This is a genomic window from Bdellovibrionales bacterium, from assembly GCA_019750295.1.
In the GTDB taxonomy this organism is placed as follows: domain Bacteria; phylum Bdellovibrionota; class Bdellovibrionia; order Bdellovibrionales; family JAGQZY01; genus JAIEOS01.
In genome coordinates, this window is the sequence record JAIEOS010000007.1 from 55,490 (window position 1) to 75,744 (window position 20,255).

Genomic DNA, 20,255 nt, shown 5'->3' on the forward strand with positions numbered 1-20,255 from the left:
CGACTACTCGTTGTGATAGGGGATTTTATTAATGATCGTGAAGGCGCGGTAGATTTGTTCGAAGAGCATCGCGGCCGCCACGTGATGGTTCATGACCATTGTGGATAGTTGTAAAGTCATATTAGCGCGCTTCTTAATACTGACATCTAATCCGTAGGCACCGCCCACAATAAAAACAACTCGTCTTGAACCGATCGTGTCTTTATAGTGTTCGATTTTTTTTGCAAATTTGATGGATGACAGCGCTTCTCCGCGCTCATCGCAGACAACGACAACATCATTCGATTCAATTTTATTAAGAATGTTTTCCGCTTCCTTTTGGATCTTTTTTTCGAGATCTTCTCGCGATTCACGGAACGGTTTGATCCATTGGATTTCGAATTTAGCGTAAGGTTTAATTTTTTTACTGTAGTGGGCGGCCAGGAGATTGAACCAATCTTCCTTTTGATCATTGACCGCGATACACACCACTTGCATGCTTAGGCTCGAGTGTTTTCGTCAGCGCTCTCGCTTTTATCGCGTAATTGCATGTCGACGCCGTTTTTCCACAAGCTTTCCAGACTATATTCCATTCGGACATAATCGTAGAAGAGGTGGATGATCAATTGACCGTAATCGATCAAGACCCAACGTCCTTCTTCCATGCCCTCGATACTGAGCGGGCTTAGGCCGTACTGATTTTTCACTTCTTTCGTTAATGATTCGCCGAGGGACTGAGTTTGCCGTTTGCTTGTGCCCGAAGCGATAATCACATAATCACTGGAAGCTGTTCCCAACTTGGCGAGATCATATCCTCTAAGGTTAAGTGCTTTTCTTGAGAAAAGCACATCCCCGCAAAACTCCGTGAAGTTTTTAAAATCCCCAATTTTGGGGCCAATCAGAGGATAAAGATTGTTTTCTTTAATGTACTCTTCGACTTTCATATCGAGGAATTTTTCTACCCCACGACCCGTCTTTAAAAGTTTACGGATTTCGGTGGAGGCGATGTCTAAGCCTTTGACTCGCAGGAACTCCACAGAACGTCCCGTAGTTAAGGCGATGTAATTGCGATCAATGGCACCCACATACTTTTGCAAAGGTTCCGAGAGATCTTCTTTCGTCGCCGGAAGTAAATTCCCTGGGCGACTCACCACGATCAGGTTACAGCTCTCGAGGATGGTTTCGAAATTTTTCCAGAGATGAAATTGGTAGAACTCGTCAAGACCGATCACCAAATGGATCTGTTGAGGTTCGTACTCTTTAAGATAAGTTTTAATTGTGTCGACAGTATAGCTCTTGCCGCCGCGCTTGATTTCTTGATCGTCCACGGCAACGTTGTCGAAATCTGCGACCCCAATTCTTGCCATTTCAAGGCGTTGGCTCGCTGATGGGATTTCTTGCGCTTGTTTGAGGGGATTTTGCGCGGCTGGGACCACAAAGACCCGGTCAATTTTGCTTTTTTCCAAAATGCTTTGGATACAATAGATATGACCCATGTGAAAGGGATCAAAGGTGCCACCATAAATTGCGATAAGATCGTTATTCATTCTATAAATCCTTGTTAAACACGATCTCCGTCAACTTATTCACAAGCTGGGGGAGATTCAATCGGGTTGCCGCCGAGATTTTAATAATTTCTTTAACGCCTTTTTTTCTAAACATCGCTTCGAGCTCTTCGATGCGATCCGGAGAGGTGGCGTCGACTTTATTGAACACCACCACCTGAGGACGTTTGGCGAGTGGTTTGTACCAGTCGTACTCGGCGTTCACCTGATCATATTTTTCGAGTTCCTCATTGATGTCGGCAAAGTCTTGCCACACATCGCGATTTGAGAATTCGCTCACATCGAGGAGATGCACAAAACAACGTGTGCGCTCGATGTGTTTCAAAAACTTGTGCCCTAACCCTTGGCCCTTGTGCGCGCCCTTAATCAATCCAGGAATATCGGCGATGACGAAGTTTCTTTCGACATCAATCACGACGACGCCCAATTGAGGATTTAGCGTCGTGAAGGGGTAGTCTGCGATAATCGGACGAGCAGCGGTCACGGCAGAAACCAGAGTTGATTTTCCTGCATTCGGGAAACCGATAATTCCTACATCTGCAATCACCTTAATTTCGATGATGACTTCTCCACCCTGACCCTCTTCGCCGGGCTGAGCGTGCATCGGAGCTTGGTTGACGCTATTTTTAAAGAACGTGTTCCCTTTACCGCCACGGCCACCTTCGTAAAGAATAAAATCTTGTTCCGAAGGGAGATCCGCCAGAAGGTTACCTTCGAGATCTTTGACCATCGTTCCCACTGGAACTTCGATGATCATATCCATGCCGTCAGCTCCGGTCATTTTTTGATAGTCGCCAGGTTGTCCATCGGGGGCACGAAGCTCCTTTTTTCCCTTATAGGCGTAAAGGGAGCTGGTGTTTCGAGTCGCGCGAAGAACGATATGTCCTCCACGGCCGCCATCACCGCCATCGGGGCCACCGCGAGGAATACCAGATTCTCGACGAAAGCTGACCTTACCTGGTCCACCATGGCCGGAGTGCAATTGAATTCGAATTTGATCTACAAACTTCATGAAATTCGATCCCAGCATTTAAGAAAGCGCTGGGATCTCCATTGGAATTGGGACGGGCGAAAGAAAGCTAGGCAGTTTTAGCTGCGCTAGTGCTTGGATACACACTAATTTTAAATTTTTGCTTAGTGATTCTCTCAAACTTAACTTGTCCTTCGATGACAGAATAAATCGTGTGGTCACGACCCATTTTTACGTTGTTCCCAGGATGATATTCTGTTCCACGTTGGCGAACGATAATTGTACCAGAAGAAACATTCTCACCACCAAAGCGTTTAACACCTAAGCGTTTACTTTGACTGTCGCGACCGTTCTTCGTACTACCCGCTGCTTTTTTCGATGCCATACATTCACCTCTTGTTTAATACCTAATTACTTCTTCTTAGTTGTTTTTTTGCCAGTCGTTTTTGCGGCTTTTTTAGCGGCCGTCTTCTTGGCTTTTGCTTTTGTTGGAGCTCTCTTAGCAGCTGCTGCTTTTTTTACAGGAGCGGCTTTAGCGGCTTTTCTCTTTGCAGCTTTTGGTTTTTGTGAACCAGCGGCTTGGAGTTCTTTTTCCATTTGAGCCATCGCGCGCTCGATCTTCTTTTGAGGATCTTTCACTGGAGCGTTTTTCTCTGTGATCTCTTTTTCTCCGTTAGGAGCTACGATCGATTTCACGAAAATTTCTGTGTAAGGTTGTCTGTGCCCTGTCAAACGACGATAGCCTTGGCGACGACGTCTTTTGAAAATGATGATTTTAGGACTTTTGCTTTGTTGAGTGACAACAACAGTCACTTTGCCATCTTTTACAAGAGGCGATCCAACGTGAGAAGACTCACCTGAAATCATTAATACATCTGAGAGGTCAAATTCTTCGCCCAAAGACTTTTCGATTTTTTCAATTTTTAAAACATCACCGGCTTTAACTCGATATTGTTTTCCACCAGTGCGAATTACCGCGTACATTTAAACCTCCGACATACATATATAAAGAAGGGTTTAAGTGCCACGCAGCACTAGTTTTGTCAATGAAATGGGCTATTTTTCAGCTATTTGGGGGTTATAAAGTAAAAAGGCCCCTTGGCAGAGGCCTTTTGTTCTAGATTCATTTAATCACATTAGGATTAAATATGATCAATAACGATATCGCGAGCCATTACTGTTTTACGTCCATCAGCTTTCGCAGAATCTGCACCTTTTTGGCAAAGAGCTGCAATAGCTTGGCTTAATACATCAATAGTTTCAGCAGAAGTGTTAAATCCATACTTTTCTTTAATGTGTTTTTTGACCTTGCTTGTAACAACAAGTACATCAGCCATTGTTACCTCCCAGATTGCGTCTCAGCGCAATTAATTCATCTACAGTATCTGAAGGGGTCCTAGAACTCAAAGCATTTAGTATTCGCGGACTTGCCACCCTGCTGCAGCGGGCAAACATCGAGAATGACTTATGTTTTTGCTTAATTCGGAGGCGAATCCTGCGGCGCGGGGCTCGGGAACACATCTTTTTCCATGTACATGAGCTGCGCTTTACGCCCTTCTCCCTCGTTTGCGCTAGGCGTTATCCAAACAAATGCCTGCTGGCCCTCGCGCTGAGTGCACTCCACATCCAAAAATGCCGGGGACCAGGTTCCCGGATTTAAATGCTCTATGGGCCCAATCATTTCGTGGCGAATAAAATGAGTATGGCCATACACAATTCTTTTCGTGGAGGTGATCATCCCGGCGGCGGTCAGGATCTCTTCGTCCGGTTTTTTGTAGTGATGCACGTACGAATACACCGAACGACTGTAAAGTACGTACGGAGGCAAGAACAAGAGAAGAGGAAAAAACAGCCAATAAAACGAAAGCCCGTAGATTTTGTCGACGAGTAGAAAGAGATAAAGAAGGCCCAACAAACTCAATAAGAGAAGAAACACCCGGTCTAACCATAACTCCTTAAGAACTCGGCGAGGACTTTCGGAGATCGGACGAGGGCACAAACCGCGAAGCTCGCGCACCATGCGCGAGGTGGCGTTGGCTTTTTTAGCAATCGCTTCGATGCGATCTTCTGTGGTCAGAGGATTTTGTAACTCTTTGTGAGTTCCGTGCTTCAACGTTTGCACGAAAGTGGTGATGCATGTCCAAAACCACGTCCATACAATGAGAGGCTGTGCGATGGCCATATACTTAAAAAAAACACCCACGAATTGCGCGGCCGTCATCGTCATATTCGCATCGACATGAGGATTAAAAAAACCCATGCCATTGGCAATATAGCGACTCACTAGGTCTCCAAAAGGCATTCGAATCAGGAGCCGATTATAGTCGATGACAATCGGATTGATCGGATCGCGCATTGAACAGTACGGATCGTACTGATGGCCGTGCTCGATCAGAGTGTCTTTATTGCTCACGTAGAAAAACTCCACAAAACGAACATGCCGGCGTTGAAAATTATCGAGCTCTAACGAATCCAAGATTTTCCTTTGAACATCCGTCCAGTGAAGCTCGAGGTCATGATTTCCAATCACAAAAATGACCCGATGCCCTTCCTTAATAAACCAGGACAGGGCATTGACCCACTCCGGGTGGTCGCCCAAGATGACTTCCATTTTAAAAACGGATTTTTCTCTTTCCGGGTCGAGTCCCCGCCGAGTCTCTAGCCAAGAGACATGGTAACTGGGAGCCTCTGGAAGGCGAGTGACGCTGTCAAAATCAAAAATATCGCCATTAAGAATCAACTCTATAGATTTACCATTGGCTTTTTCGTGGATGAATTCCAAAAACTTTTTGAACTCGTGATCGAAGAAAAACTCACGCGTCTTAAACTTCTTCCACAAAGGGTGACGTTTATTGGGAGGTTCCGCTTCGCACAAATGCAGATCGCTCAGAATCGCGGTGTATTCTGCCTTTTCAAAATCCACTTCTTCGTGGAGGTCTAAAGTGTTTTCGATCTCTGCCATAGTACTTTTTGTTTGCTCGTATTTATTCGACTAACTTTCCTCGGCGTTTCCCGGCGTCTATTGGCGCTTATTCGCCGCCGGCTCGATAAAGTAAAGAATCCAGATAGAGGCCTCGTACAACAAACATAACGGGACACCGAGTAACATCATACTCATAACATCCGGAGGTGTAAAGATTGCGGCCACCACCGATATGCCAACGATCGCGTAGCGACGAACGTGCCGAAGACCTCGACTTGTGACTATGCCCATGATTCCTAGAAGATTCAAAATCAAAGGCATTTCGAAAGCGGCGCCAAAGAGCAGTAAGGTCGTCATAAAAAACGACATATACTCACTGATCGTAATCATCGGCTTATCTGTAGTTCCCCCGAAATAGATGAGCTCTTTGCAGGCGAGGGGCATCACTAAAAAGTAGGCGAAGGATATCCCCACCAGAAACAGTAAAGAGCCCAATGCGATAAAGATAATTCCAAACTTCTTTTCGTTGCTATAGAGACCTGGTGCCACAAAACGCCAAATATGAAAAATCCACACCGGGCACGCCGCAACGATCCCCGTGAGAACCGCCACCTTCACATGAGCCATAAATTTGTCGGTCAAAGCTGTAAAAACCAACCCTCCGCTGGGAAGATAGGGCTCGATCGGCTTGCGGATGTAATCAAAAATTTGTTCACTAAAAATCCAACCGACGATTGCAAAAACACCCACCGCAAAAATACAATAAATTAAACGACTGCGAAGCTCTGTGAGATGCTCAACCAGCGTATAATTATCCTGTGGATATTGTTGCTTAGCTGTCTCGTGTTTTTTCATCGGAGCTTTCGTCTTTGGGTGTTGTTCCGCTGTTGTCGATACTCGCTTCGAGATCTTGCTTGATGCGAATCACTTCGTCGCTAATTTTGGTGCCGTTCCTATTTTTACGAACACTTTGCTTGAGATCTTCGATGGGATCCGAAATGGAATCTTTTACATCTTGAGTCGGCTCTCGCATGGCGTCCTTCACTTGATTCATCACATCTTGCATGGGGCGCTTAAGATCTTTTCGCACGTCGAGAAGCCCACCGGACAGATCTTCGGTGGCACGCTTGAACTCGCTCACCAACCGCCCCAGGGCTTTGGCCACTTCCGGAAGCTGTTTAGGTCCGATGAGAACCAGCGCCAAAACACCAATAACTATAATTTCGGTAAATCCAAGATTAAACATGTGAGGTGACTCTATCGCCGAAGATCAAGAAAGTCATCCGGAACTCCAGGATTTCCCGGCGAGTCTATTGGTTTTTCGCGCGCTTGATCTGATCCGGAGGTGGGACGAAGACACCTTTTTGGATCAAGGTTTCCTGCGTGCGCTGAGACCCTGTTTTGGCGTAGATATCCATCATTCTGAAAATATTATCACCATCGGTCGTCATAGTTCGTCGGCTCATCACCGCAAAAACATCGACAAACTGGTTAAAACGGAAGGCAATTTCTTTATAAAGCTTAGCGAATGTGTCTTCATAAATTCCGTGAGAAAGAGAGCTATAGGCCGTGCTCCCCATATCGATATAGTAGTCGACATCAACGACCTTGCGTTGCAAAGAGTCCCCAAAAAAACCACTGATATAAAGAGAGCTATCACCTAATTTTTTCAAGAGCTCGATTCGCGCTCGAGGAGAAGATGAGTTGGCTTTTAACAACATTTCGGCAAGAGTATCACGCGTCTTTCGCCCCGAATCGTTTTCAGCATCGTAAAGACGCTCGGTGATTGAATAATATTCGAGAATGTCTACAAGATAACTTTCGACGACAGGATAGGTCTCGACATGGCACTCAATGAGAGCTTCGTTTAAGGACTGACGGAAAAACTGTTTCACGTCCACACACAAAGAAACTGTTGATCTTCCCCCACCATCACTCATTGTTTTATGAACCGCCTTTAAATATCTTCTCCCATTTTAACAAGGTTCGGACCGAGCTCGAAATTTTTTATTAAAAATGTTCAAGAATTTGTCTCAGTATAAGACAAACTTATACAATTCTGGCTTTAAGACTAGGGGACAATAGCTACGGAAGACGGCTCCGGTGGAGTAAATTCATTTTCAACAGCCCACCAGAGCTTGCGATAGTCGCAAGAGGTCCAACTAAAAGCTGAAGATCTCCAGGAGAAATTCGAGTCACCATTTTACCATCAACACTGAAACATTTGAGGGTAAACGAGATGATATTGGTCCCGGGCGCTCGAAAATAGTAAAGTATATTCGCTTCGTGAATGTTCCCTTTATTGTCCACGTGAGCATTTATCCCATCGACTTTGAAAAGAACGGCCACCGAATGTGCGGGAATTATAAACCCTCGCGTGGGATCTACGGGAGATAGAGTCTTAAACTCGCAACTGCTGTTCCCGCTTTTGTACTCAAAAGAAGTTCGACCTGGTTCAAATTCTATGTCTTTCCCCTGCACCACCATCGTTGTTTGGTGGGGTGCAAAATAATAAACTACGTCGCTCCCACGCGAGTCCTCGGAATCTTGATTCGAGATTTTTCGTAACGGAGTTTGAAGCGCCGTACACGCGACGACGAGGCCCACGAGCGGTGCAAAAAGCTTAAATCTTGTACGCACTTCCTACACCACTGCCTGAAACGTCGGTCGCGTGGGTCCTACGGCGACCACCACTGACTTCTGAGCGAAAATCTTTTGAGCGACTCGTTGAACATCGTCACTCGTTACCGAATTGATAAACTTGGCGTAATCAAAAACTTCCTCAATGGGTAAACCATAAAGAGTTCCAAAAGTGAGCGCCGAGGCCACTGCCGAATTCTTTTGAAGGTCAATATCATGCCGACCCATCAAATAATTCTTGGACCTTTGGAGTTCATCCATAGGAACTTTGTGTTGCATCAGCTTATCAAACTCAACGCGCATCATACTGAGAGCCGTGTCTGACTTCTCGGGAGAGCAACCGATGTAGGCGCCAAAATAACCCGTCTCGATACCTTCCATTTTTATTGGAGATACGCTGTAGGCTAAAGAGGCTTTATCGCGAAGCTCGATAAAGAGCCGGCCACCTTGTCCTGACAGAACCGATTCAATAATCTGTAAGGCAAAACGATCTTTATCGGTTAAAGACAAGCCGTGAAATCCGTAGAGTAAATGAGTTTGCTCTTTGGTGGCTGTTTCGTAACCCACCTGATTTGATGTAAGTTCCTTCACGTTCACGTGAACTTGCGGATCAACATACCCATTCATTCTTGGGATCGTTGGCAAAGCCTCGATCATTGGCAACCATGTTTTTTCGTCAAAATCCCCAGAGAGCGACATCACCGCGCGCTGAGGATCAATGTAGGATTTGAGGTAGGCGATAATATCTTTCGCCTTGATCGATTTGAGCGTTTCTTCGCTCCCCAAAAGATCCATAGCGTACGGGTGATTCCCATAAATGAGTTTATTGAACATCAATGATGCCGTTGTTGTCGGCGAATCTTTTCTGGATCGCAGAGCCTCGAGGAGAACATTTCGCTCGCGATCAACGACATCGTCGGTGATCTCAAAATTACAAAGAACATCGTTACAAATTTCCGCCAAATAGGGCTCGAATTCCGAAAGACCCTCAACCACTAACCCCAAGGAATTTCTTCCAGAGAATGAATAGACACTGCTTGCAAGAGTGTCGATGCGGGTACGCAACTCAATCTCACTGATGTTTTTAGTCTTCGCGGCCCAAACGCGAGAAAGGAGTTCGGTGAGCCCCGCTTGCTTCGGAGAAAGAACGCGGCCACCGCCTAAAAAGGCTAAGCGCATGCTAAATACCGGAGCCGTGGAGCTCGACTTCCACACCGCTTGAGACTTGTTGGCAAAAACAGCCTTTTCACAATCGGAATCGGCTCGCAACGAACTCTTGCGCTGAATCGTTGTTACTCTTTGCTCTGTTGGGGAAGGAATTTTAAGATCATCGAAAGTGGAATAGTTCCAGCTCGCAATCATATTTTCTATATTTTGCTTATCGCGAGGAACAATAGACACAAAATGGGCGCGTTCCGGGCGCAAGTACTTCTTAGCCACGCGGAGAATTTGTTCTTCCGTCACCGAGTTTAACAGATTGACGTATTTCTCATGAAAGAACGGATCATTCGCCTCGTCATAGCTACTGCCATACTTTCGCGCCAATCCTCCCACGGTCTCAATCGAATAGGCCTCTTCACTGAGAAAATTAATTTTTGCTTTTTGCAATTCGTCGGCGGTCACGCCATTCTTAAAAAACTTTTCAAGCTCATTTTTAATTTCCGCGAGCATGGTCGGGAAATGAATGGGATTGAGGCCCGCAGAGATCGAGAAAAAACCCTGAGTGGGAGGAGTCCAAGCCCCGGCAGAAACATAATTGACACAACTTTTATCTAATCGCAGATTGAGAGTCAGGCGGGAACTTGCACCCTGCCCTAGAATTAAAGCTAACGCCTCCAGTGCAGCGGCATCGGGATTTAAGATATTCGTGGTCGGCCAAGAGAGGTAGAACAAGCCCTCTTCAAACGGAGCCTCTTCCACCACCACTTTACGGTTTTCGCTCATCTTCACTGGCGGACGCGCTGGAATTTGGGCAGGAAGATTTTGGAGAAATCCGAAATGCTTTTCTACCTTCTCCTGAAGATCGTGAGGACTAAAATCGCCCGTGACGACTAAAAACATATTTTGGGGAACATAGCGTTCTTTAAAAAAACTAACGATGCGGTCTACGGAAATTGTTTTAATGATTTCTGGAAATCCAATGACGGGCACCGAGTACGGATACTCTGGATACAAAGTGGAGAATAGCTGTCGACTCGCTCGACGAGAAAGACTGTCGTGACTGCGCTTGATTTCCTCGAGAACCACTTCTCGTTCGCGATCGATCTCCGTCGCATCAAAGAGCGGGGTCCCCATCATTTCACTAATGACATCTAAAGCCGTATCAAAAAAGTTTTTCGAAATGGTCACATAATAGACCGTCTGATCAAATGAGGTGTAGGCGTTCAGCTCTCCTCCGCAGGCCTCCACAACCGAAGCAATTTCGCCGACTTTGTATTTTTTGGAACCTTTAAAGACAAGATGCTCGATGAAATGACTCAGCCCCTCGTCTCCCGTGCGTTCGTCGGCGCTGCCATTTCGCACCCACATTTGTACAGAGACCACGGGGGATTTGTGGCTTTCTACGCCGATGACTTTGAGCCCGTTCTTGATTGTAAATTCGTGAATCATTGATATATACCTCTTGTATGTTTGGTCTTTATGTCCACATTCCCTACTGCCTTCAGCGCTGCTCTTACTGTGACTTTGCGACGTATGTTTACGACCAAATCATGCCACCAGAAAAGTATGTAGAGCTGCTCAAGCAGGAACTTCGACATCGTCGATCTCTCATCCCTGATCAACCTTTAACTTCCATTTATTTTGGAGGAGGGACTCCGAGTCTCTTACCCCCAAACTTAATATTATCGTTGCTCGGTGAACTTGAAAAGCTTGGTGTGCGTCAAGATTCGCAAACAGAAATCACATTGGAAATCAACCCCGCCACGCTGAATGTGGATCAAATCGAACAGCTGATCGCTGGTGGGGTCAATCGATTCTCTGTGGGCGCTCAGACCTTTAATGATGCTCATCTGAAAGCTGCAGGCCGTAAGCATAATAGCAGCGACACGCTCAGGACTTTAGACCTACTTCGCGCAAAAAAGGTGAATTATTCCTTTGATCTTTTGTTCGCTCTCCCTCAACAGTCTTTAAAGGATATTGAAGCTGATCTGCAAATTATCAAAGAGTATTCTCCGCCTCATTTGAGCGCTTACTGCTTGACGGTGCCGCAAGGACACCCGATGTCTTTCCAGCGCGCCGCCGATGAGGAGCAGGTGGAGATGTTTCATCGGATCGAAGCCTCCCTTAAGACCCACAATCTTTTGCGATATGAAATTTCGAATTTTGCCGTCCCGGGTTTTGAGTCGAAACACAACCTTCTCTACTGGAAAGACGGAGAGTATTTGGGCTTGGGTTTAAGCGCCCACTCCTATCTCAAAAAAGCCGGGCCCTGGGGCTCCCGCTTTTGGAATCCTTCGGGGATTGCAGAGTATAAAAAATATATTGAAGGCCTCGAGGAATCTTTAGATCCGCTGGCCGCGTTTCGCAGCAGTCAACTTTTAGAAGAACTCAGCCAGGATCAATCGCGCTTTGATTTTGCCCACACGGCTCTCCGATTAGAAGAAGGACTTGATAAAGCATCCTTAATGCAAAAATTCCAAGGGAATCTTGATGCGCTTTTTCAAGCTTTGACTCGACTTGAACAGAAGGGGCTCGTGGAACAAACCCCCCTCGTTTGGAAACTGACGGCGCAGGGCCGACTCCTCAGCAACAGCGTCTTCTCTGAACTTTTTGTAGATTGATTTTATCGGGAATCTAGCGGCTCGCAGATTGACTTTTTTCAACCCCAAATCATATTGTTTTCCTATCAACGAGGTTGAAATGAGCGATAAAAAAAATTCTGCTGGCGAAAACGCCGGCGCACAAAATGAACTGAACGATGATTCCGAGGTGACAAACGTATCTACCGTCGAGCCCGCAGAACAAAGCTCTGGTTCGGAGTCCCTCAATACGTTGATCGCTGACTTGCAAGCTCAACTTCTTAAAGCTCAAAACGACACTCTTTATCTTCGCGCCGAGTTTGATAATTCTCGTCGTCAAGCCATCAAGGAACGCTCCGAGCTTGTGAAGTACGGGGGCGAACGTTTAGCGAAAGATCTCCTCGAGACTCTCGATATTTTTGAAACCGCTCTCGAGAACGAAGTGACGGCGGACAACTGGCAAGCCTTTGTCAAGGGCGTCCAACTGACCGCTCAGCAATTGAAAACGGCTTTAGCCAAGCACAACATCACTCCCGTGGAATCGGTGGGTCAGCCCTTTGATCCCAACGTGCATGAAGCTCTGGGGAGCGAACCCACAGACAGTCTACCTCCGGGACATGTGACAAAAGTGTTTAAAAAACCTTATAAGTATGCGGATAAACTTTTGCGCCATGGCCAGGTGATTGTTGCTAAGGCGAAAGAATAAGAAGAGCAGGCGATTCTGAAAGCATTAAAAAACTACTATGCCATTCTAGGTATATCGCCCAACGCTAACGAAGCTGCGATTAAAAAAGCGTTTCGCCAAATGGCTCTCAAATATCATCCCGACCAAAATCAAAACGATAAACACGCGGAAGCCATGTTCAAAGACGTGAATGAGGCTTATGCGATCTTGTCAGATGCAGAAGCTCGTCGAGCTTACGACGATTCTTTAGAGGACACTAAGGCTCCCGTGGCCCCACCGGTAAAAACAAAGTCGAATGCCACCATAGGTAAAAATTTGATTTATCGTTTAAACCTTACTCTAGACGAAGGCTTTCGTGGCGGGAGCAAGGTGATTCAGTATGTGCGAACAACAAAAGGTCACCGCGAGACATCCACTTTGACCATCGATTATCCTCGAGGTGTCCGACAAGAACAAAAGCTGCGCGTGAGAGGCGCTGGGGAGTCTCTCTCCGCTCAGCAAAAACCTGGCGATCTTATTGTTACAATCCACTTGTTACCCCATGCTCATTTCCAACTGCATGGGACCGACATCATTTTAAATGTGCCCCTATCGCCTTTGGATCTTATTCTAAAAAATCTTGCCGTACCTACGCTTCAAGGCCCAGTCGCTCTCAAAGCGAGCGATATGCCTCCAATTTCGAGCTCGGAAGTACGACTCAAAAACAAAGGTTATCCGCTCACAGAGAACGGCTCGACCCTCGGCGATCTCATTTTGCGCTTTTCTGTTGAAGTTCCGGTCCATATCAATGAAAATTTAAAACGCTCGCTCATGGAGCTCAAAAACCAAATTCCCCAAACAGAAGCTCAAAAGGCTTTCGAAAAATTTTTGAGGTCGCAAAATGCATAGAATATTTTTAGTTCCGCTGTTGATTTTTTTAGGACTTCTCGCCTCTTGCTCGACTCCGGCTCCCAAGGTGAAACAATCAGTGAGTGTCTCATCGGCTCTGGTTCAAAAGCAGTATCAGGACGCTCAAAAACTTTTCGACCTTGGGCAGGACGACGCGGCGGCCAACAAACTTAAGCAAATCCTTAAGCAAGACACTCAAAGCGATATCGTCGATGACTCTTTAATTCTTTTAGGACGCATCGAATTTCGAAAAAAGAATTTTTCGGAAGCTTATGCTTATTTCGAAAAAGTATTTACCTCAACTCTATTGAGTCCTCGCGAAAACGAGGCTCGTATATTTGCAGTCCAGTGCTTGCTCGCACAGAACAAAAACTCCGAAGCCGACCGACTGATTCGAAATTCTCTGGGCCAACCCTCTTTGGCCCCCAAAGAGAAGGCTTATCTTTTAGAAGCTCAAGTTCCTATTTTGCTGGCGAGTGACGCTCAATTAGAGGCTTTTGAGGCCCTGGCTTATCTCGCGCAAAACCACCCTAATGCCAACTCTCGAGATCGCTATAAAGAAATCGCAAAAGATTTTATCGACTCTCGTTTAAAAACGAGCGACCTCAAAACTCTCTCGGAAGAAGACGACATCGGCGAGTTTCGGACCGAGGCGATGTTTCAATACGCCATGGATCTCGTCGAGGAAAATCAGCTGGACACGGCGAAATCTTATTTTTCTCGCGTGATGAGTTTGGCTCCCGGCTCTTATCTGGCTCAACAATCGGCCAGTATGGTCAAACAACTGGAGGCACGAAGTTACGTCGAACTTAAAAGCATCGGAGTTGTTTTGCCAATGAGCGGCCCTTACTCCTCTATTGGACAACAGGCTCTTAAAGGAATTCAATTAGCTCTGGGAATTTCCGGAACCACCAACAAATACAATTTGCGTTTGCATATCATCGACACAAAAGACTCCCCCGAGGAAGCATCGCGGGCCGTAGAGAGCTTAATTCTTAAAGATCACGTGCTCGCCATCATCGGCGGCTTAACTTCGAAGACCGCTTCGGCCGAAGCCACCAAAGCCCAAGAGCTGGGAGCTCCGTTTATTGCTCTCTCTAACAAATCCGGTCTGACCAAACTAGGTCCATTTATTTTCCGTTGCACCGTCACCCCTAAACTTCAAGTGTCGACACTGGTGGGCTTAGCCATGGAAAAGCTCAACGCTAAAAACTTTGCGATTCTGTATCCGAATGATGGTTTCGGCGTCGAATATTCCAATCTTTTTTGGGATGAAGTGACCCGGCGTGGGGGCCGAGTCACCACCGCGCAAACGTATATCCCCGGGGAAACTGATTTTAAAACAGCTGTTAAAAAAATGGCGGGCACTTACTATATTGAAGATAGAAAATCCGAGTATGAGGACCTCCTTCGCGCTTGGAAAGTTAAGAATAAAAACTCAAGAAAAAGTCCTCCCGAGGGATTGCTTCCTCCGATTATCGACTTTCAAGCGATTTTTATTCCTGATGACCCTAAGGCTTTTGGGCAAATCGCGCCCATGCTCGCAGTCAATGATGTCACTGGGGTTCGTTTGATGGGAACAAATTTATGGAATTCTCCGGACTTCGTGAATCGATCACAAAACTTTGGAGAAAGTTCGCTATTTGTTGACGCTTTCGTCGCGGACTCTCCCTTGTTTTTAAATTCTCCCTTCTACAAAGAATTTCGCCAGCAGTTCCAAGAGCGCCCGGGCACGTTTGCCGTGCAAGGATTTGATGCGGGCCGCTTAGTTCTCCAAGCTGTGAACAACAAACCTAAAAATCGAATCGACTTTTTGCGCCTACTCACGAATAAAGATCCAGTCGCCGGAGCCACATCTGCTTTGATGATGGGAGAAGATCGTGAAATCGTAAAAACACTCATCCCTCTCACCGTAAAAAAAGGCGTCATCACTCCCGTGGAATAATCGGTACCCGGTACCTTTTGCGGATGCACTGCATCCGCAAAAGGTACCGGGTACCGACGTGACGGTTTTTTGACAGGTAAAAAGTTGAATTTTTATCGTTAACATAAGCAAATTTTTTGCTCCAATTCGAATATAAAAGCACCACATCGCTTTTTACACTTTCGTTCTCAAAACCAGACTAAGGATATCTCTGGCGCTATTAAGCGTTTAGTCGCTGTGACCGAAGAGTGACATAGAACAACTTGGAGGATTTTTTTCATGGACCATACGAATCTCAACTTATCTGAAGCTCTACCGATGCTGCCTGTACGAGACATCGTGATTTTCCCTAACATGATTATTCCACTCTTCGTCGGACGAGAAGCATCGATTCAGGCCGTGGAAGAAAGCCTAAGCAAGAGTCGCTACATCTTCTTAGCTTCGCAAAAAGAATATAACGAAGAAGCTCCTTCTTCGGATTCCATTTACGAAGTCGGAACGATCGCGATGATCATGCGATTAAGAAAGCTCGCTGACGGACGCGTAAAGATCCTCATTCAAGGTGTTGGTAAAGCTCGAATTACGAACTACACTCAGATGAATCCTTACTTTAAAGTTTCCTTGGATAAAATCGAAGACACTTTCAAGTCCACTCCGGAGCAAGAGCCTAACATTCTTTCGATGATTAAAACCGCGAAAGAAACATTAGAGAAGCTGATCGCTTTGGGGAAAATGCTATCCCCCGACATTTTACTCATTATAGATGATATCCAAGAGCCTGGACGTTTGGCGGAGTGGATCGCAAGCAATCTTCAACTTCGCGTTTCCGAAGCTCAGAGAATATTAGAGACGACGGACCATGTGGAAAGATTAAAAATTGTAAACGAAATCCTCCTCGCAGAACTCGATGCCATGCAACTTCAAGCGAAAACCCGCACGGGATCTAAAGATGATTCCATGAAGTCTCAGCGTGAGTCTTTCTTGCGCGAACAAATGAAGCAGATCAAACACGAACTTGGTGAACAAGAAGGAAAAGGTGATGACCTCGAAGAAATTCGCCGAAAAATCACCGAGTCTGGAATGCCAGCCGAAGTCGAAAAAGAAGCATTAAAGCAAATGGGTCGCCTCGAGAGAATGCACCCAGACGCCAGCGAAGCTTCTATGCTTCGCACGTATTTAGATTGGATGATTGATCTTCCTTGGAATAAAGAAAGCGAAGATTCGATCGACCTAAAAATGGCGAAAGAGATTCTTGAGTCGGACCACTTCGGCCTAGAAAAAGCCAAAGAGCGTATTCTCGAGTTTTTAGCTGTTCGAAAATTAAAACAAACGATTAAAGGGCCAATTTTGTGCTTCTGCGGACCTCCGGGAGTGGGTAAAACTTCACTCGGGAAGTCGATCGCAAAAGCCATGGGCCGACAATACCATCGTATCGCTCTCGGCGGAGTTAAAGACGAAGCCGAAATTCGTGGACACAGACGCACCTACGTTGGAGCCATGCCTGGAAAAGTGATCCAAGCTCTTAAGCAAACTGGAACGCGCAACCCAGTTTTCGTTCTCGATGAGATCGATAAATTAGGGAGCGACTTCCGTGGTGACCCAAGCGCCGCAATGCTCGAAGTTTTAGATCCTGAGCAAAACGTAGCGTTTAGAGATAACTACCTCAACGTCGATTTCGATTTAAGCAAAGTGTTGTTTATCGCGACAGCGAACGTTGTAGAAAATATTCCGAGCGCCCTTCGCGATCGTATGGAATTAATTTATATCTCTGGTTACACAGAAACCGAGAAGTTAGAAATCGCAATTCGACACGTGGTTCGCAAACAACTTGAGAACAACGGAATCTCGGAAGACCAGTGTGAAATTAAACCCGACGCCGTTGAATATCTCATTTCCCACTTCACTCGTGAGGCCGGATTACGAAATCTCGAAAGAGAAGTCGGTTCGATCTGCAGAAAAGTGGCGAAGAACATCGTCATGGGAGATATTAAAAAGGCCGTCATCGGTAAAGATCAAGTCACTGACTATCTAGGGGCTCCTCGCTACATGAAGGAAGAGCGTCTTGAGGACGACACGATCGGTGTGAGCACCGGCTTAGCTTGGACTCAGGCTGGTGGACAAGTTCTCTATGTTGAAGCTTTAGGCATGAAAGGCAAAGGTGGAGTTACATTGACCGGTCAAATGGGAGATGTAATGAAGGAATCTGCGACAGCAGCTCTTTCGTACGCTCGCGCTCATGCCGAACAATTAGGAATTGATGCAGATTGGTTTGATACTCACAACATCCATATTCACTTACCGGCAGGCGCAGTCCCTAAAGACGGCCCTTCGGCAGGTATTACGATGGCCACTGCGATTATCAGCTTAATCACAAATACTCCGACGAACAAAGATGTCGCAATGACAGGTGAAGTGACTCTCACAGGTCGCGTCCTCCCGATCGGCGGAATCAAGGAAAAAGCCCTTGCAGCCTACAGTCACGGTGTAAAAACAATCATCGTACCCATGGCCAACAAGAAGGACGTCTCCGAAATTCCTGATGAAGTCGCAAAAAAGCTAAACTTCATCTTCGTCGAACACTTAGACGAAGTCCTCCAAATCGCATTAAACTCGGACACCAAGAAGTCGACCCGCAAGAAAAAGACAAAGTCCTCTTCCGAAGCCGCCGCCTAATAAGCCAAGCGATTAAAAACCAACCAAAAAAGCCACCCCAAGGTGGCTTTTTTATTTAAGGTAACAGTTCCCTTTCTGCGGCCACCCGCACAACAAAAAGGGAACTGTTACCTTTCTAATTGAAGGAGCAGTTACCGATAATCCTAATATCCCGCGAACAACCCCGCACACCACCCAACCCAAATCTCCCGGGCTGCGCTCTTTAGATTTTGTACCGTTCCAGTTTTAAAAAAAGCAGAGAAATTTGAAGATAGTTTTAAAATAGATTCGTTGGCGGTCGCGCCCATGGAGGGGCGCGAAACGATCCACGGAGGGAGACTTCCGCCAAAAGAAGCTGTTTTAAAACTATCTTCAAATTTCTCTGCTTTTTTTAAAACTGTGCCAGGCTACAAAAGGTAAAGGCCACCTTCATGTGGCCTTTACAGAATTCTTTGCTATGTAGAAGTCGTCTTGCTTGGGACGGGCGATAGAGACTTCCTGTCTCGTCATAGTTAAATTCCTTTGTGTTTTAGTCGGTTATTTTCCTTCTCTAAAAACATCACTAGCGTCTTCAAATCTGATACCTGTTGCTTAAGGTACAAGATCTGGTCTTCTTTACCTTGTAGAGAATCCAGATACGCGCGCTTCAATTCATCCAAAAGGAGGCGCGACATTGAATAGCCACTGTCTGGAGTGGCGATAGCATCAGAAGCAGAATGATCCTCAGGAAAAGCCTCGGCCCCTTGACCGCGCACTGCAGATTCATCGGCGCTATCGCTGATCAGATATTTACCGTCTTCGAGTTTGTATCTGATTTTGTTCGACTTAATACGACGACGAAGGGTCGATATACTGACCTGGTATTTATTTGCATAGTCATTTAAGGCTATCCAAGTTTCCACAAAAAAGTCTCCTTCTGCCTATTCAAGGCTAGCATAATCGTCTTTGTTGTAAACGCTTATTTTATTAGCGGTCTAGGTAGTCAGCGCCTACTCAGTGGCTAGGCAGGCGGCTTTCCGGCGATTAACGCCTTGATTTCACTTAATTTTATTTGATAACCTCGACCTATGAGAATCTCGGAGAAAAAGAAGATTGCCCTCGTCCTTAGTGGGGGTGGCGTTAAAGCGGCGGCCTTCCATTTAGGTGTCTGCATGGCACTCAAAGAGAAGGGTTTTCGATTTGGAGGAGGCTCTCCCGAAGAAGTTTTAGCCCGGTACGCCGATGATAAACTCACGATTAAATTCTATGTGGGATCCAGTGCGGGATCGGTCATCAGTTCTTTTTTGGCATCGGGGCACTCTTTAAGTTCGATCATTCATGCTTTTGAACAAGGCACGAAAGAGCTCTCTTCCTCGCTGAATACCGAGGAGCATTTTGATGAGGATTTGCGTCCCATCTCCTACCGCGATCTTTTTACGGTCAATGGTAAAGACCTGATCAATTTGGTCCCCGGCTTTTTTAGGAAAATGGATTCGATTGTCAGCGGGGGCTTTGAGGTTCTGATAAAAAACGGGTTTAAGCTCAATGGGCTCTTCACGACCAAAGGCCTGGAAAGATATATTCGCGAAGAAGTTTGGAAGGCGAACACTTTCGATTCTCTCGGCGTCGACCTCTTTATTGTGGCCACTCAATTGAACCATAGTCGTAAAGTGATTTTCTGTAAAAAGGATGATCTCTCCAAAGATAAAAGTATTCTCTATACAGATTACGCGACCATAAGCGAAGCGGTTGCAGCTTCCGCAGCTCTTCCCCCCGTTTACGCCCCTTTTCCTATCAAAAATCGAGCGGGCGAAGTGATCTACTTTTTTGATGGTGAGATCCGCGACACTCTTTCCACTCATATCGCCGCGGACCACGGCGCTGATCTGGTGATCTCCAGCTATTCGATTCAGCCCTACCATTATAATAACGTCATGGGCAGTCTGCATCAGTACGGAATTCCGGTGGTCGTCAATCAAGCTCTTTACCAAGCCGTCCAACAAAAGATTGATAAGCATCGTTCTTACCAAAGATCGATTTCGTCAATTTATTCCGCGGTCGATGGTTACCTCAAACATGTCGAGGTCGCCGATGAACATCGCGAAAAGCTTTTGAAGATTATCGAAGAGCGCGCCAACTTCCGTCCCGACGTTGACTATATATATATGCATCCAGATCCTCAGGACTATAAGACTTTTTTTGCCGATCATTTCAGCCTTAACCCGGCAATTCTCAAAGACATCGTGCACTCTGGCTTTAAAAGCGGAATCCAAAATCTCCGCAAACTAGATCTATAATAGAGCCATTCGG

The 20,255-nt window shown here is 46.0% G+C and carries 19 protein-coding genes; 6 read left to right on the forward strand and 13 right to left on the reverse strand.

Features of this window, described 5'->3' with window-relative positions; genetic code table 11:
• Positions 1-3 precede the first annotated feature (3 nt).
• The 12 genes from K2Q26_01360 to K2Q26_01415 all read right to left on the reverse strand — a co-directional run bounded on the left by K2Q26_01360 (position 4) and on the right by K2Q26_01415 (position 10,687).
• On the reverse strand, positions 4-477 hold the full coding sequence (locus K2Q26_01360; GenBank protein ID MBY0314135.1) for a 23S rRNA (pseudouridine(1915)-N(3))-methyltransferase RlmH: 474 nt from the start codon (positions 475-477) through the stop codon (positions 4-6).
• Positions 478-479: 2 nt separating this feature from the next.
• Positions 480-1,526: a nicotinate (nicotinamide) nucleotide adenylyltransferase gene (gene nadD, locus K2Q26_01365; protein MBY0314136.1), complete on the reverse strand. Its 1,047-nt coding sequence runs from the start codon at positions 1,524-1,526 to the stop codon at positions 480-482.
• 1 nt (position 1,527) lies between these two features.
• Positions 1,528-2,556 carry a GTPase ObgE gene (gene obgE, locus K2Q26_01370; GenBank protein ID MBY0314137.1) on the reverse strand — a complete coding sequence of 343 codons (1,029 nt, stop codon included), beginning with the start codon at positions 2,554-2,556 and terminating at the stop codon, positions 1,528-1,530.
• 67 nt (positions 2,557-2,623) lie between these two features.
• Positions 2,624-2,899: a 50S ribosomal protein L27 gene (gene rpmA, locus K2Q26_01375; protein MBY0314138.1), complete on the reverse strand. Its 276-nt coding sequence runs from the start codon at positions 2,897-2,899 to the stop codon at positions 2,624-2,626.
• Between the two features lie 26 nt (positions 2,900-2,925).
• Complete coding sequence (gene rplU / locus K2Q26_01380; protein ID MBY0314139.1) at positions 2,926-3,498, reverse strand: 50S ribosomal protein L21; 573 nt, start codon at positions 3,496-3,498, stop codon at positions 2,926-2,928.
• 158 nt (positions 3,499-3,656) lie between these two features.
• Positions 3,657-3,851, reverse strand: a complete 195-nt coding sequence (locus K2Q26_01385) for a hypothetical protein (protein MBY0314140.1) — start codon at positions 3,849-3,851, stop codon at positions 3,657-3,659.
• A gap of 140 nt (positions 3,852-3,991) precedes the next feature.
• Positions 3,992-5,476: a metallophosphoesterase gene (locus K2Q26_01390; GenBank protein ID MBY0314141.1), complete on the reverse strand. Its 1,485-nt coding sequence runs from the start codon at positions 5,474-5,476 to the stop codon at positions 3,992-3,994.
• 57 nt (positions 5,477-5,533) lie between these two features.
• Entirely contained in the window at positions 5,534-6,292 is a 759-nt protein-coding gene (tatC, locus tag K2Q26_01395) for a twin-arginine translocase subunit TatC (GenBank protein ID MBY0314142.1), read from the reverse strand.
• Entirely contained in the window at positions 6,270-6,683 is a 414-nt protein-coding gene (locus K2Q26_01400; protein ID MBY0314143.1) for a twin-arginine translocase TatA/TatE family subunit, read from the reverse strand. The genes tatC and K2Q26_01400 overlap by 23 nt, the downstream gene beginning before the upstream one ends.
• Positions 6,684-6,747: 64 nt before the next feature.
• A complete protein-coding gene (locus K2Q26_01405) occupies positions 6,748-7,377 on the reverse strand; it encodes a hypothetical protein (protein ID MBY0314144.1) in 630 nt (209 codons plus the stop codon).
• Positions 7,378-7,522: 145 nt separating this feature from the next.
• On the reverse strand, positions 7,523-8,077 hold the full coding sequence (locus tag K2Q26_01410) for a hypothetical protein (protein MBY0314145.1): 555 nt from the start codon (positions 8,075-8,077) through the stop codon (positions 7,523-7,525).
• A gap of 3 nt (positions 8,078-8,080) precedes the next feature.
• Entirely contained in the window at positions 8,081-10,687 is a 2,607-nt protein-coding gene (locus K2Q26_01415) for an insulinase family protein (GenBank protein MBY0314146.1), read from the reverse strand.
• A 17-nt stretch (positions 10,688-10,704) separates the two neighbouring features.
• Between K2Q26_01415 and hemW the strand changes: the two genes are divergently transcribed.
• The 5 genes from hemW (at position 10,705) to lon (ending at position 17,987) form a co-directional block, all read left to right on the forward strand.
• Positions 10,705-11,859, forward strand: coding sequence for a radical SAM family heme chaperone HemW (gene hemW, locus K2Q26_01420; protein ID MBY0314147.1), 1,155 nt, complete (start codon positions 10,705-10,707; stop codon positions 11,857-11,859).
• Between the two features lie 79 nt (positions 11,860-11,938).
• A complete protein-coding gene (locus tag K2Q26_01425) occupies positions 11,939-12,523 on the forward strand; it encodes a nucleotide exchange factor GrpE (GenBank protein ID MBY0314148.1) in 585 nt (194 codons plus the stop codon).
• Positions 12,524-12,622: 99 nt separating this feature from the next.
• Positions 12,623-13,390 carry a DnaJ domain-containing protein gene (locus K2Q26_01430; protein ID MBY0314149.1) on the forward strand — a complete coding sequence of 256 codons (768 nt, stop codon included), beginning with the start codon at positions 12,623-12,625 and terminating at the stop codon, positions 13,388-13,390.
• Complete coding sequence (locus K2Q26_01435) at positions 13,383-15,335, forward strand: penicillin-binding protein activator (protein MBY0314150.1); 1,953 nt, start codon at positions 13,383-13,385, stop codon at positions 15,333-15,335. The genes K2Q26_01430 and K2Q26_01435 overlap by 8 nt, the downstream gene beginning before the upstream one ends.
• Positions 15,336-15,593: 258 nt before the next feature.
• Positions 15,594-17,987, forward strand: a complete 2,394-nt coding sequence (gene lon, locus K2Q26_01440) for an endopeptidase La (GenBank protein ID MBY0314151.1) — start codon at positions 15,594-15,596, stop codon at positions 17,985-17,987.
• 491 nt (positions 17,988-18,478) lie between these two features.
• Here lon and K2Q26_01445 read toward each other — a convergent pair whose 3' ends face one another.
• Positions 18,479-18,817 carry a hypothetical protein gene (locus K2Q26_01445; GenBank protein ID MBY0314152.1) on the reverse strand — a complete coding sequence of 113 codons (339 nt, stop codon included), beginning with the start codon at positions 18,815-18,817 and terminating at the stop codon, positions 18,479-18,481.
• Positions 18,818-19,033: 216 nt separating this feature from the next.
• Here K2Q26_01445 and K2Q26_01450 point away from each other — a divergent pair, with 216 nt between their 5' ends.
• Positions 19,034-20,242 carry a patatin-like phospholipase family protein gene (locus tag K2Q26_01450; GenBank protein ID MBY0314153.1) on the forward strand — a complete coding sequence of 403 codons (1,209 nt, stop codon included), beginning with the start codon at positions 19,034-19,036 and terminating at the stop codon, positions 20,240-20,242.
• Positions 20,243-20,255: the final 13 nt, after the last annotated feature.